10 protein-coding genes and 2 pseudogenes are annotated in these 12,579 nt (G+C 46.7%); 9 read left to right on the forward strand and 3 right to left on the reverse strand.

All coding sequences use genetic code 11. The annotated features are described in order from the left end of the window. Positions 1–97: 97 nt before the first annotated feature. Together JCM11969_RS09905 and JCM11969_RS09910 are read left to right on the forward strand one after the other, a co-directional pair. Entirely contained in the window at positions 98–1,822 is a 1,725-nt protein-coding gene (locus JCM11969_RS09905) for a glycerophosphoryl diester phosphodiesterase membrane domain-containing protein (RefSeq protein WP_263850050.1), read from the forward strand. 497 nt (positions 1,823–2,319) lie between these two features. Continuing rightward, a complete protein-coding gene (locus tag JCM11969_RS09910) occupies positions 2,320–2,748 on the forward strand; it encodes a MarR family winged helix-turn-helix transcriptional regulator (protein ID WP_162231470.1) in 429 nt (142 codons plus the stop codon). Here the strand turns inward: JCM11969_RS09910 and JCM11969_RS17140 are convergent. Beyond that, positions 2,636–3,433, reverse strand: a pseudogene (locus JCM11969_RS17140) (SDR family NAD(P)-dependent oxidoreductase); the annotation flags it as partial. The gene JCM11969_RS09910 and the pseudogene JCM11969_RS17140 overlap by 113 nt on opposite strands. A 166-nt stretch (positions 3,434–3,599) precedes the next feature. Between JCM11969_RS17140 and JCM11969_RS09915 the strand changes: the two are divergent. Next, positions 3,600–4,445 carry an SDR family oxidoreductase gene (locus JCM11969_RS09915; RefSeq protein ID WP_054710931.1) on the forward strand — a complete coding sequence of 282 codons (846 nt, stop codon included), beginning with the start codon at positions 3,600–3,602 and terminating at the stop codon, positions 4,443–4,445. Between the two features lie 1,163 nt (positions 4,446–5,608). Here JCM11969_RS09915 and JCM11969_RS09920 read toward each other — a convergent pair. Then, a complete protein-coding gene (locus JCM11969_RS09920; RefSeq protein ID WP_054710933.1) occupies positions 5,609–5,971 on the reverse strand; it encodes a hypothetical protein in 363 nt (120 codons plus the stop codon). Positions 5,972–6,238: 267 nt separating this feature from the next. On the opposite strand from JCM11969_RS09920, the gene JCM11969_RS09925 reads away from it, so the two are divergent. The 4 genes and pseudogenes from JCM11969_RS09925 (at position 6,239) to JCM11969_RS09940 (ending at position 9,375) form a co-directional block, all read left to right on the forward strand. Continuing rightward, positions 6,239–6,601: a DUF1304 domain-containing protein gene (locus tag JCM11969_RS09925; protein ID WP_054710935.1), complete on the forward strand. Its 363-nt coding sequence runs from the start codon at positions 6,239–6,241 to the stop codon at positions 6,599–6,601. A 687-nt stretch (positions 6,602–7,288) separates the two neighbouring features. Further along, on the forward strand, positions 7,289–7,507 hold the full coding sequence (locus JCM11969_RS20420) for a hypothetical protein (protein WP_369523222.1): 219 nt from the start codon (positions 7,289–7,291) through the stop codon (positions 7,505–7,507). Positions 7,508–7,560: 53 nt separating this feature from the next. Continuing rightward, complete coding sequence (locus JCM11969_RS20425) at positions 7,561–7,740, forward strand: hypothetical protein (protein WP_439709741.1); 180 nt, start codon at positions 7,561–7,563, stop codon at positions 7,738–7,740. Between the two features lie 577 nt (positions 7,741–8,317). Beyond that, positions 8,318–9,375: pseudogene (locus JCM11969_RS09940) on the forward strand (D-alanine--D-alanine ligase family protein). Between the two features lie 60 nt (positions 9,376–9,435). On the opposite strand, the gene JCM11969_RS09945 reads toward JCM11969_RS09940, so the two are convergent. After that, positions 9,436–9,663 carry a DUF2187 domain-containing protein gene (locus JCM11969_RS09945; RefSeq protein WP_054710939.1) on the reverse strand — a complete coding sequence of 76 codons (228 nt, stop codon included), beginning with the start codon at positions 9,661–9,663 and terminating at the stop codon, positions 9,436–9,438. Positions 9,664–10,042: 379 nt separating this feature from the next. Here JCM11969_RS09945 and JCM11969_RS09950 point away from each other — a divergent pair, with 379 nt between their 5' ends. Together JCM11969_RS09950 and cydB are read left to right on the forward strand one after the other, a co-directional pair. Beyond that, positions 10,043–11,512, forward strand: a complete 1,470-nt coding sequence (locus JCM11969_RS09950) for a cytochrome ubiquinol oxidase subunit I (RefSeq protein ID WP_054710941.1) — start codon at positions 10,043–10,045, stop codon at positions 11,510–11,512. Next, positions 11,505–12,524: a cytochrome d ubiquinol oxidase subunit II gene (gene cydB, locus JCM11969_RS09955; protein ID WP_054710943.1), complete on the forward strand. Its 1,020-nt coding sequence runs from the start codon at positions 11,505–11,507 to the stop codon at positions 12,522–12,524. Before JCM11969_RS09950 ends, cydB begins: the two co-directional genes overlap by 8 nt. Positions 12,525–12,579: the final 55 nt, after the last annotated feature.

Consider the following 12,579-nt stretch of genomic DNA (forward strand, 5'->3'; position numbering starts at 1 on the left):
AAAGGGGAAGTCAATATGAATACGAAGCATCTCTTTCGTCAAACGATCCGGACTTTTTTTTAAGAACTGGGTCGCCTACATAACACTGATTTTTACATTGAATTTAATTTTGACCTTCATCATCGTGCCAATCATGCGATGGCTCACGAAGTTCATCATGGTCCAAAATGATGTGCCATACGTGTCTTACACAAACTTTGGCTGGTTGCTCACCAAACGACCGTTGGCGGTAATTGAACTGGTTGCGCTGGCGTTGGTGATCCTGCTGATCGTCTTCTGGCAGTTTGCGTTCTTGATTCAGGGAGTTGAAGGTATTCACCATGACCAAGAACGGCGACTGACACGAATCACCTTATCAGCGCTACAAGCCATGCGCCATTTGCGGGTCAGCAGTTTCCTGTTCTTTATTCCGTATTTTGTGCTCATTTTGCCATTTTCAGATATGTACTTTACGTCGCCACTGCTGTCAAAAGTTCAGATTCCAGCGTTCATTATCAGCTTTCTTGAAGGCAACGCGTTATACGCGACTTTATTAGTCATCGCGGCCGTTGTCGTCACCTATCTTGGCATACGGTTAGTGCAAATCTTGCCATTGACAGTCCTCGGCCAGTTGCATGGTGTTACCGCTGCACGAAACAGTTGGCGGATGACGCGACATCACACTTGGGCCTACTTCTGGCGTCTGGCCTGGTTGGGAATCCTTAGCATTGTCAACACGGCAGTTGGGTCAATCCTGCTGTATGGCTTGCAGGTCCAACTGGATAAACAATCTAAAACAGTTGCCTTCGTTGGGGCTGTGACCAATATGGCATTATTGTCGATCTGGATAAAGGTGGTGGGCGCGGCCACGTTGGCCATCTTTATTCTCTTACTCGTCCGGATCATTGAACAGAGCCCGTCAGAGGTTGTTGCACCAACGGTTACATCCCTCAGCCACCCGCGGGGAAGTCGGCGTCTGGCCGCGGTCGTCGTGGTCATTTTCCTGCTGAGCCAGGGTGCTTATAACGTGATGTACCTACGTGGCGCAGTTCTCACAGAGCCGCTCGCCATCTCTCACCGGGGTGTCGACAACGGCAACGGCGTGCAAAACACGATTCCAGCACTGAATAAAACGAGCAAGGAAAAGCCGGCCTTCGTTGAAATGGACCTCCATGAGACCAAGGATCATCAGTTTGTGGTCATGCACGACGAAAATTTGAAGAATCTAACCGGCGTCATCAAGCAGCCATACCAATTAACGTTGAAGCAAATGACCAAGCTTAAAGCCCGAGAAAACGGCCATGTCGCGCACGTCGCCAGCTTTGACCAGTATTTGGCTGCGGCTGAACGCGACCACCAGCGCCTGCTAGTCGAGATCAAGGTTAACAAGCACGACTCCGCGAATATGATGCAGCTGTTTATGAAACGGTACAAGGCACGGTTATTGCGTGATCACGACTGGATGCACTCGTTGAGCTATCCTGTGATCAGTTATGTGGTCAAGCATGATCCAAAGGAAACGGCGAGCTTCATTTTGCCGTACAACCTGACGTTCCCCCAGACCAAGGCAGATGCCTATACCATGGAGGAGACCACGCTGAATGCAACCTTCGTGGATCAGGCCCATGCCAATAAGCAAAAGGTGCTGGCTTGGACGGTCGATTCACAAGACGACATGACCCACATGATGTTTCTGAATGTGGACGGCATTATTACCGATAATTTGCATGAATTGCAATCGACGATCAAGACCACTTTTAACCATCCGAGTTATGCGCGTGAACTTTTGATTTATGCGGATGAGTTGACTGTGTTTACTGGGAATGGTGGGGTTGAGAATTAGAGAGTGGAGAAAAACGGTTTGAGACCAGAGCGTAAGGGCAATGCGTGATAAATCCCGTACTTGGATTTGTCACGCATTGCCCTTACGTGGCCGGTCTCAGTTTTTCGGAACTCGTTTCCACTACGTAAAATAGATAGTCATCTTAAGATACAATCATTGATAATCGCAGAAAAAAAGTGACAAAAAAGGTGATTTTGAATCCAAAATATAAAAAGCGCCTGAAGAAACTGATTATGATTAACGCTGTCCGAATGACAACAAAATAGCAACAAAAGGCCACGCGCAGCTTACCGAAAGAGTAAACTGCGCGTGGCCTTTTGATATAAAATGCAATTGGATGCTGTCCAAGTCCGCAACTTGTGTTTGATAAGGCGCCTCACCTATTAATCAACCGTTATCTCTCAATTCGTCAACACGTGATCATAAGCAATGTTATGGTACACTATACCCAAATGATTATCATTCAAGTTGCAGGCAAACGAACGGGGACGGTCAATATGACAACACAAGAACCAGCAGATCTTGTACAACAAGTCGCAGAATTAAATTACGCCATTGTGAAGTGGCTCAATACTAATCTCAAAGCCTTTGGGGTGACCGCCACGAATTATTTTTACGTGATGAAAATTGGCGCTCATCCCGGTATCGTTCAAAATCAGTTGAACACGATCATCAAGGTAAATCCCAGCACGGTAACTCGAGCCATCAACCATTTGATTGAAGATGGGTTTATCATCAAGGAGGCAGATCCGGATGATCACCGGGCCACGCGACTGCGTTTATCACAAATGGGTGAAACGCGGGCGAGCCAGATCACCACGGTCCTTGATCGGCTGAACGGCTACCTTTTAGATAGCGCCGGGCAATCGTTACCACCCTACGACCAAATTTTAAATCTGCGTCACGCCTTGGCTGGCATCGATTAGGCGTCCTTAAAGGTCGGGTTATCCTTAAACAGATTCCAGGTCTCCTGGGTCGTCTTTTGGTTGGTTGCTTTATCAGCCGCAGCTGGTCCCATGATGAGGCAAAGGTGATCTCAGGTAAATCATCTTGTAACTGCTGAATCACTGCATCGGCAAATTCATCGAGGTCATTGCCGTAGTTATGCTCGCCAGCACCACCCAGATTTGTATTTACAGCAGGCGGCAGGATCTCAAACACTTTGGTTGCGGTATCCTGTAACTGGAGCCGCAGTGCTTGCGTAAACCCGTGCACGCCGTTCTTCGAGGCTGTGTAAACGGGAACCCATGCACCGTTGTTGATCACTAATCCGGACGAAATGTTAATGAAGGCACCATTCGGTTGCGCGGTGATCTGCGGTAAGAATAAGAAGGTCAGGTGTAACTGCGCTTCAAGGTTGACGGCCAGTTCTTGGTGGTACCAGGACCAGTCGTGCTTGAGGTTCTGGAGATTGATCCACCGTTGAATGCCAGCGTCGTTAAACAGGATATCGAGATCGCTAAAGTTATCATCGACCCAAGTCTTTAGGGCTTCCCGGTCGTCAGGAGAGCTCAGATCGGCCTTGTAGGTCAGCAATTCTGGGCGCTCCTTTTTTGCGGCCTCAATGTTCTTTTCGCTAAAATCAACAGCGAGGACTTGGTTGCCAGATCCATGAAGCGTTTTGCGAGGGCGAAGCCAATGCCGCTGGTCCCACCGGTAATTAAAATGTGATTATTTTATAGTTTCATAAGGTTCATGTTCCTTTCGTGAATGAAATCACTTATTAAGTGCAATTGCACTTAATTGACGCTATAATGAGTAAAAAGGAGATGGTCTGATGATCTTAGTCACTTCCGCAGCTGGTCACACAGGTCGTATTATGGTGCACACACTTGTGACCGCTGGCTACGATGTTATCGCAACAGATATTGATCCGAAAGTTCAACAACTCCCAGGGATTAAACAAGCACTGGTTGGAGACCTGACACAGCTTGCATTTCAACAGCAACTGGTCGCTAGTGCTGACCAGATTGTTTATATTCCGCCCTTATTTTCAGCTGAAGAGGCCTTGATCGGCGAGAACCTAATTGATCTGTCAGCTGCTGGGCAAGTCAAGCAGTTTGTTTTTGTGTCAGTGACGCACCCAATTTTGACGACGTTACTGCAGCACACCGCCAAGCGCGATGTGGAAGAACATCTGATCTATCAGGGTATGACGTCTCAACTGCCGTACACTATTCTACAACCAATGCACTACATGCATAATTTTGATCCGCAGCTTGTTCATCGTACCGGCAAGTATCAGATCTTTTACAATGTGGATTCTAAGATAGCGTACGTGGATCCAAAAGATGTCGCTGAAGTTTTGGTACAGGTGATTGGCAACATAGCCCAGCATAATAAGGCCACATATGAACTCGTGGGCACGCAACCCTTTTCGCCAAATGAGCTTGTCCAACAATACAACGCACTAACTGGTGAACAAGCGGTGGCGGAGTATGTTGACGTTGAGACCTTTCTTGACACTATTGATGCGCAAGATTTATTTTTTAGAACGGGTTTCAAACACCTTGCGGACACTTATAGCAAGTGGGGACTCGACGGCAATAGCACTGTGCTACGGCTGTTGCTTGGACGCCAACCGACCGATTTTAAAACATACGTAAAACGACAGCTAAACTAATTTAATCACAAACAAGCGCTCTCAGTTAGATCATCTAGCTGAGGGCGCTTTTGACGCCGGTGTACTACCGGTTCGTTTCATTCGCTTTCTCAGCCGCTCGGGGAAACATTTGAGAATAATATAGAATAGGATGAAACAACGTTAATGCCGGGAGAGGCAGACACTCGGTATTTTCGATTTAATTGTTCATAGGCCAAAATAGATGAAACGACGACTGCGGACTAAACGACGGGAGTGAACCATGATGTTTAGCAGGCAGTATTCCCGTCAGCTCACTGACTGACGAGGTCGTTTTCCGATGATGATGGTCGCAGACCTGCACCATCGGCGCGCGTGCAGTGGGAAAACCCATCCGCAGTGACTTCACGGCACCGCAACGAGGAATGTAGGCGATGCCCGTGATTTACAAACCGGATGATCAATTTGTGAGCCATAAGGTGTTGATTGCATTGGTACGTCACACTGATGCGCCGAACATTTGAAGAATACCAGTGAAGGTAAATGTTTCAGTGCTCAACTGAATTGGGGTACAACAGTGTTCATTGTGCTCACGCTGTCAGACAAAATGTTGGGGGTCTGTGAGGGTTGCCGATAACCATAAGATCCGAGGATTAGACGTGCTATCCCAGCAGGTAGAGAGCACGTCCGAAAGATCTCTATGTTGGCCATCTTCCCAAAAGACAGCCGTCACATAACGACCCAACGGCATAATTTCATAATTGTAGTTATATCGTAAGGTTTTCCCACTTGCTTCACCACTCTAAACACGGTTGAGTGGTTGCGTTCTCGCATCACCGTCCTTTTGAGAGCAGTGTAGCACGAACTAGGTACAAATGCATTTAAAAAGCATTACATAATACTAATTTAGTTATAATCATGAACACTTGTTTAAAATTGGCCGATGATATGTGAAGATGTCATAACGTATTCAGATGGAAATTGTAATAATCGCTGACATAACAGCGTTTTAATGGTGACAAGACAACCTGACTTACCTTTTTTAACCATCATGTTTTTATATTATAATAATAGAATAATTTTATTAATTAATAATGACAGATTTAAATACACAAAAAATAGCAGAACGAATATCTAATTCTTTCTGCTGGATTATTGCTTAATATAGTAGTGAATTATTTTGCAAGCTACGATCGTTATCGAACTTAAAAGTAAATTGTGTAAGCCTTTTTCGTTTTAAAAGGCGTGTAAACATCGCCAACCGCTGTTGAGGTCTTGCCAGATTTTAGCGTTTTATCTGAGAGACCATTTACCGCGATGGCGGGCTTATAGGTGCCGTTGACCTTGACGCGGCCAGGGTTGAAACCGAATGAGATCCCGGTACCCTTGGTGCTCCAAACATAGTAGGCCTTTTTGAATTTAACGACGCTCAAGCTTTTAGCTGAGTAGTGGTGCTCCTTCTTGGTGCCAAAGGCAGTGACCTGAAGCTCTGTCAGCGTATGCGTCGTCAATTTATATTCGTCATAGCCGGCGCCCTTTACGTAGAAGTACCAGTTGCCGCGTAACACTGTCGGAATCGTGTTCGTTTTTGCGGAGCGTGAGTCGTGACTGGCACAGTTAGCATCACAAGGCTGGCAAGTGCGACCATTTAACCAAATTTTGCTCGTTTTTTTATCAAATGAGATTCCCCCTGTAAATCCACACTAGCTTTAATGTACCACGAACTGCTGGTTTGCAACACACGTGTTTAAAAATATTCAGGCGTTCATGATATTGCGTCGTGATAAAGTATGGTAGGGTAGATATTAAGAATGATCATTAGGGGGTGAGACAGCATGGTAACAATTGGGATGATTTTGGCAGGACTCTTGGGTATCTTACATATAGTCATCGCTTATTTGGAAATGTTTGCGAAGCCTGAAGTCCAGGCCAATGCTTTTGACATGGACTTAGATTTTGTTAAACAGTCTGGTGCGCAACTGGCACTAAAGAATCAGGGAATCTATAACGCTGCGTTAGGCGTGCTATTTTTATTGGGATTTGTCATGTTTACCGCGCACGCTCAGGTCGTTTTCTTTGAGCTGCTGAGTCTGTTTGTGGTTGTGGTCGGATTATACGGCGGTGCAACGGTGACGAAGAAGATCTATCTGATTCAGGCACTGCCGGGTGCGGTGACACTGCTATTATTGTTTCTATGATATACATCCAATAGGTTAACTAGCGACAACTAAAGAACCCGCCGCATCATTCTGACGATCCAGAATGGTGCGGCGGGTTCTTTTTTCTTTCGCCAATTGAGTTCTTGCGTCAGTTAGCGTGATGCCTAGTCGTCGCAGCAGTCCCCCAGTCACGACTCGCGCGTCAAGCACCGCTGGTCGGCCGACGTGCTTTCTTCGGAGCCGTGGGTTGGCCACATGGATAACGGTTACCGCCCAGGTTCAGGCGGCCCTCGGTACGATTATCTGTCGTATCGAACCACCACCTTTCTATGACTTCAGCATAACAAGAATCAGCAACACTTGTCTTGTAATATGCATTATTTTTCAAACAGATGTAACCGTTTTAAAAGAAAATGACATTCGTGTCATTAAATTTGGCAAAATTGCTTTTTTCTGGTGTGAAAAGTGCTATCCTTTACAAATGAACAAGTTACCGATTATGTATTGCTTACAAAAAAGGGCAGGTTGGACTTGTTTAGAAATGTCATTCATGTAGCAGTCAAACTCAAAAGGGAAGTGAACCATCATCAAAACTCGAAGTAACGCTTATCGGATCAGTCTGTTAGCTCTGTTTATTGCCATTGTTATTATTCAAACGCTCGTGCCAGTTTTAGCTACATTCCTGTCGGTCCGTTCAGCATTGTCACGATTCAGGCAACCACGGTCATTGCTAGTGTCACCATGGGCACACGTGAGGGCGCCATCGTCGGTCTCGTTTGGGGACTGACTGATTGGATTCGCGCCTTTGTCTGGCCGACGAGTCCGCTAGCCGTTTATGTGCTGGTCAATCCATTAGTTTCAGTCGTACCGCGGTTCTTAGTCGGACTTGTTGCCGGCTGGCTGTTCTTCTGGCTGGCACGCAAGGTGCTAAGACCTGGCATTTAGCGCTGACTGGAGTCGTTGGGGCGCTGATCAATACTATTTTCGTCCTTGGATTTATGGCGCTGCTTTACCAGTTTCATATGCTGCCGATGGCCAAATTGCACATCGCAAAATTGATGCCATGGTTACTTGGGATTATGGCGACTAATGGGATTCTGGAGGCAATTATGTCGGGAATTTTGGTGCCTGTGATCGGGTTGCCGTTGCGTCATTTGATGAGCCGGGTTAGTAAGTAAGTTAGGATTTTTTGGGTGAGTTATTGTTGGGGCGACTGGGTCGGGAATCTGTTTGGGTTCTTGGGTGGTCGTTCTTTTTTTTTCGGTTTATTGGGCTGGTCAGTGGGGCGGGGTGATGCGTCTAGGCTTGAGTGCAGTTTAGATTTTGTTTCTTCTTTTTCTGCCATCGATTGAAACGCGTTTAGCAAGGCAGGGGGCTACTGCCTAAGGGACTCTGGTCATAAAAGGCGGGCCCGGCCTTTTCTGCTTTCTCTGCCACCTAGTGGAAACGCGCTCAGCAAGGCAAGGGGCTACTGCACAAGCAACTTTGACCAAAAAAGGCAGACCCAGCCTTTTCTGCCTTCTCTGTCACCTAGTGGAAACGCGCTCAGCAAGGCAAGGGGCTACTGCCTAAGGGACTCTGGTCATAAAAGGCAGGCCCGGCCTTTTATGACCAGAGTCCCTTAGGCTCCGCCCCCAAACGCCTTGCTTCGCGCTCTTTGCAAATTCTAATCGCCCTTCCATAGTCACCGCTTCCAATTCATGATATACTTAAGATTCTATAAACGAAGCGGAACTGAAGCGGAGGAACGAAAATATGAAAATTGTGGTATTAGCGGGCGGACGCAGCACTGAACGAAACGTGTCCCTTTCTTCTAGCGCGAAAGTAGCCAACGCATTACGGCGTAAAGGTTACGAAGTTGCCCTAGTTGATTTGTTTTTAGGCCTTGAAGATGCCAATGAGGCACAACTTGCCAATCTGTTTACTAGTGAAGAACAGGAAGTTGACCTCAATATCAGTGATGAGATCATGACGGATGACCGCATCAACGCCTTAAGGACGGATGGGACGACGCAACTCTTTGGTCCTAACGTGATGAAGATCGCCGGTTTGGCAGACCTTGTTTACATTGGGTTGCACGGCGGCGATGGTGAAGGTGGGAAGGTGCAAGCAGCCCTGGACCTCAACAACATTCCCTACACGGGGAGCGGTATGCTGGCATCAGCATTGCCATGGACAAGAATGTTTCAAAACAGTTGATGCTGTTTAACGGCATTCAAACGGCGCGGTTTATGAACTTGCCGCACGCTAGTCTTCAGACCAACGTCTCACTGCCATTTAACTTCCCAGCGGTCGTTAAGCCGGCCAACGGGGGTTCCAGCGTTGGGATGTACATCGTTCACGATCAAGCTGAACTGCATACCGCACTCAAGGAGAGTGCCAAGTTTGACAGTGACGTGTTGGTCGAAGAATACATCGATGGGCGCGAGTTCTCAATGGGTGTCGTTGATGGCGAAGCAATGCCGGCCATTGAAATCATCGTGACTGATGGCTGGTACGACTTTGAGCATAAATTTGTCAGTGGGAATACCACGAAGTTCCAGACACCACCAGACATTCCAGATGACGTGCATGATGAAATGAAGCGGTTGGCGAAGAAGACCATGGATGTGCTTGGCATGACCAACTACGGCCGAATTGATTTCTTGTGGAATAAGAACGGCCTCTACGTGATCGAAGCAAACACACTTCCTGGGATGACACCATTGTCCTTACTCCCGCAAGAAGCGGAAGCAGCGGGTATCGCCTATGATGATCTGTGCGATATGATCGTTCAGTCGCAAGTGAAATTATTAGGCTTAACCTTTGAATAATATGCAATAACATAAAAAGATGACTCAGGCGAACGCCTAAGTCATCTTTTTTAATGTTACCTATTTATCATCAGTTGTCTCTGCATCATCGTCAGTTTCCGTTTCCGGTGCAGCCTTGATGAGCTTTAACTTCTTGTTGTTGATCACAACGCGGTCGTGGTACTTATCGGTAATGTCTGCATCGTCGCTCTTGAATGTGATCATGAAAGAGTTTTGGTACGCTTTATCGATGAAGCCCGTGAAATCTTTGCCTTCTAATTTAAAAGACACTTGATCGCCAATTTTCATTACGAGTCATCTCCCCAAGTCAAACTCTATGTAATTTACTTGATTTTCGCCCGTTTGTCAATTGATTTGCGTGAATCTTTTCAATTAGTTGGATGAAACCGCTTCTGGTAAAAGGACGCATCTGGGAATCAAACATAGATCGAAAAATGTTTGATGACGACACCCGAAATCATCAGGTTATTTTCTATTTAATTGAAAAGATAAGCAGTATTTTTCAAGAAAATGGCACAATCTGTTGCAACAATACAAGCCAGTTTCACTAAAGTGTGTCGAAGTTTAGAATAATTCTCAATTTGGAAGGGCTTAAGATTGAATATTCATTTATCGACCGATATAATAAAACCATAAGGTGTCCGAAAATTTTGTAAGGGGGGATATTATGTTAATCGCAGGTCTATCGATGTTGTCCTTGTCGCGGTTCCAATTCGCGATGACGACGGTCTTCCATTTCTTCTTTGTACCATTTTCCATTGGATTAGCCTTTATTGTTGCCGTAATGGAAACCGTCTACGTGATTAAAAAGGACAAGACCTATCAGAAAATGGCCCAGTTTTGGGGCAAGATTTTTCTTTATAGTTTCGCGGTTGGTGTTGTAACAGGTATTATTCAAGAATTTCAATTCGGAATGAATTGGTCAGAGTATTCACGGTTCATGGGGGACATCTTTGGCGCGCCACTGGCAATTGAAGCCTTGGCAGCGTTCTTCCTTGAATCCACGTTCATTGGGTTATGGATGTTTACTTGGGACCGATTCAAACCAGGAATTCACGCACTGTTTATTTGGTTAGTTGCGTTTGGATCCTCATTATCAGCGTTATGGATCCTGGCAGCGAACAGTTTTATGCAAAATCCAGTCGGATACATGATCAATGCCAAGACGGGGCGGGTCCAAATGACCAGCTTCTCGCAGGTGATCTTAAACCCGCAATTGTGGAATGAATTTCCACACGTGATCTTCGGTGCCGGAGTGACGGCGGCCTTCGTGGTTGCCGGTTGTTGTGCTTGGCGGTTGCTTAAAAAGGACCACGAACACTTCTATCGTAAGTCACTGAAAGTTGCGTTGATTATTGGGTTACTGGCATCAGTCGGGTCGATTGCTTCTGGGGACACGCAAACGCGGTTCCTGATCAATAATCAGCCAATGAAGTTCGCCGCAATGGAGGGACTTTACAAGAACTCCACCAACAAGGGTGAGTGGGCGGCAATTGCGTCGTTTGACACCAAGGCGCATAAGACGAACTGGTCGGTCGACATTCCACACGTCCTGAACATTTTGAGTTATCACAAGTTAAACGGGACTGTGAAGGGCCAAAATACCGTCAATAAAGAATTGAAGGCAAAGTATGCTGGCCAAAAGGGGAAGGCATTAAAGGACTACTATGTCCCAACGAAGACCTTGTTCTGGAGCTTTAGAATTATGGCCGTTGCTGGCGGACTCTTCGCCTTACTGGCCATTGTCGGGTTGTTCTTTAACCGCAAGAAGAGTCAGGCCATTATGAAACAACGCTGGTTCTTGTATGTTCTGGGACTTTGTTTATGGCTCCCATTCATCGTCAATACCGCTGGGTGGTTTGTGACTGAATTTGGCCGCTACCCGTGGGTCGTTTACGGACTGCTGACGATTGCGGATGCCGTTTCACCAACGTCAACGGTTACCTCGCTGTTGTTTACCAACATTGTGTACTTCTGCTTGTTCGCAGGATTGGGTCTGATTATGCTCATCTTGTCGCATAGAGTGCTCAAAGCGGGACCAGACGCAGTTGAAACGAACAACTACAATAGTATGAAGGACGCGCCAGAAGCCAAAGTCGAAGATCCGTTTGGACAGGAGGCGTTTAACCATGACTAGTCTGCAATTACTCTGGTTCTTATTGATCGGTGTCCTGTTTAGCGGTTTCTTCTTCCTCGAAGGGTTTTATTTCGGAATCGGGATGGCCATTCGGTTCTTCGGTCGCGACCAGGCTGAACGAGACACGATCATCCAAACCATCGGCCCGCACTGGGACGGTAATGAAGTTTGGCTGATCACCGCTGGTGGGGCGATGTTTGCCTCATTTCCAATGTGGTATGCCTCACTGTTTTCAGGCTACTACATCGTCCTCTTCCTCATCCTTGTTGCCCTGATTTTCCGGGGTGTTTCCTTTGAATTTCGGGCTAACATGGAAACCGCAAGATGGCGGCACTTCTGGGAATGGGCTGGCACCATCGGCAGTTTCTGTGCAGCCTTCCTCTTTGGAATGATGTTTACCAGTCTCATTCAGGGGGTTCCCATGGATGCTGGCGGTAACGTCATTGGCACGTTCACCACATACGTGAACTGGTTATCGCTTGTTGGCGGCGTGGCAGTGACGCTGATGTGTCTTATCCACGGGTTGAACTTCTTACAATTGAAGACCCTTGGCACGTTACGCGACCGGGCGCAAGCTTGGAACAAGATTTTATATCCGGTTCTGATTGTTGGCGAAGTGCTGTTCGTTATTTTGCTAATGATCTTTACGGACTTCTTCAAACAAAAGCCAGTTTCAACCTGGAGCATTTTGGGTGTCCTGGTAGTGTTGACGCTGATTGCTTGGTGGAGTGTTGTTGGTCAGCACAACTGGACCGCATTTATCGCGAGCGGGTTGTCCTTGATCAGCATCGTGATCCTGATCTTCAACGGCTTATTCCCACGCGTCATGATTGCCACTAACAGTGCCCACTCGATTCTGATCAAAAACGCGTCAAGTTCACCTTATACGCTGCACCTGATGACCATCCTGGCCTTCACGTTGCTGCCAATCGTTTTGATCTACTTCATCTGGAGCTACTGGGTCTTCTACAAACGACTCAAATCACCATCTAAAGACGTTAAACCAGCCTAATCACTAGGCGTTCAATCGTCAAAGACACGTGAAGCTAGTGCTTTGCGTGTCTTTT

This window comes from Secundilactobacillus paracollinoides DSM 15502 = JCM 11969 (assembly GCF_001311135.1).
Classification (GTDB): domain Bacteria; phylum Bacillota; class Bacilli; order Lactobacillales; family Lactobacillaceae; genus Secundilactobacillus; species Secundilactobacillus paracollinoides.

Bases quoted from the DNA above. Each gene is read 5' to 3' on its own strand.
- JCM11969_RS09945 (WP_054710939.1), bottom strand. From the start codon at position 9,663: ATGAAAATTGGCGATCAAGTGTCTTTTAAATTAGAAGGCAAAGATTTC.
- JCM11969_RS09925 (WP_054710935.1), top strand. From the start codon at position 6,239: ATGGTAACAATTGGGATGATTTTGGCAGGACTCTTGGGTATCTTACAT.
- JCM11969_RS09950 (WP_054710941.1), top strand. From the start codon at position 10,043: ATGTTAATCGCAGGTCTATCGATGTTGTCCTTGTCGCGGTTCCAATTC.
- JCM11969_RS20425 (WP_439709741.1), top strand. From the start codon at position 7,561: ATGGCGCTGCTTTACCAGTTTCATATGCTGCCGATGGCCAAATTGCAC.
- JCM11969_RS09910 (WP_162231470.1), top strand. From the start codon at position 2,320: ATGACAACACAAGAACCAGCAGATCTTGTACAACAAGTCGCAGAATTA.
- cydB (WP_054710943.1), top strand. From the start codon at position 11,505: ATGACTAGTCTGCAATTACTCTGGTTCTTATTGATCGGTGTCCTGTTT.
- JCM11969_RS09915 (WP_054710931.1), top strand. From the start codon at position 3,600: ATGATCTTAGTCACTTCCGCAGCTGGTCACACAGGTCGTATTATGGTG.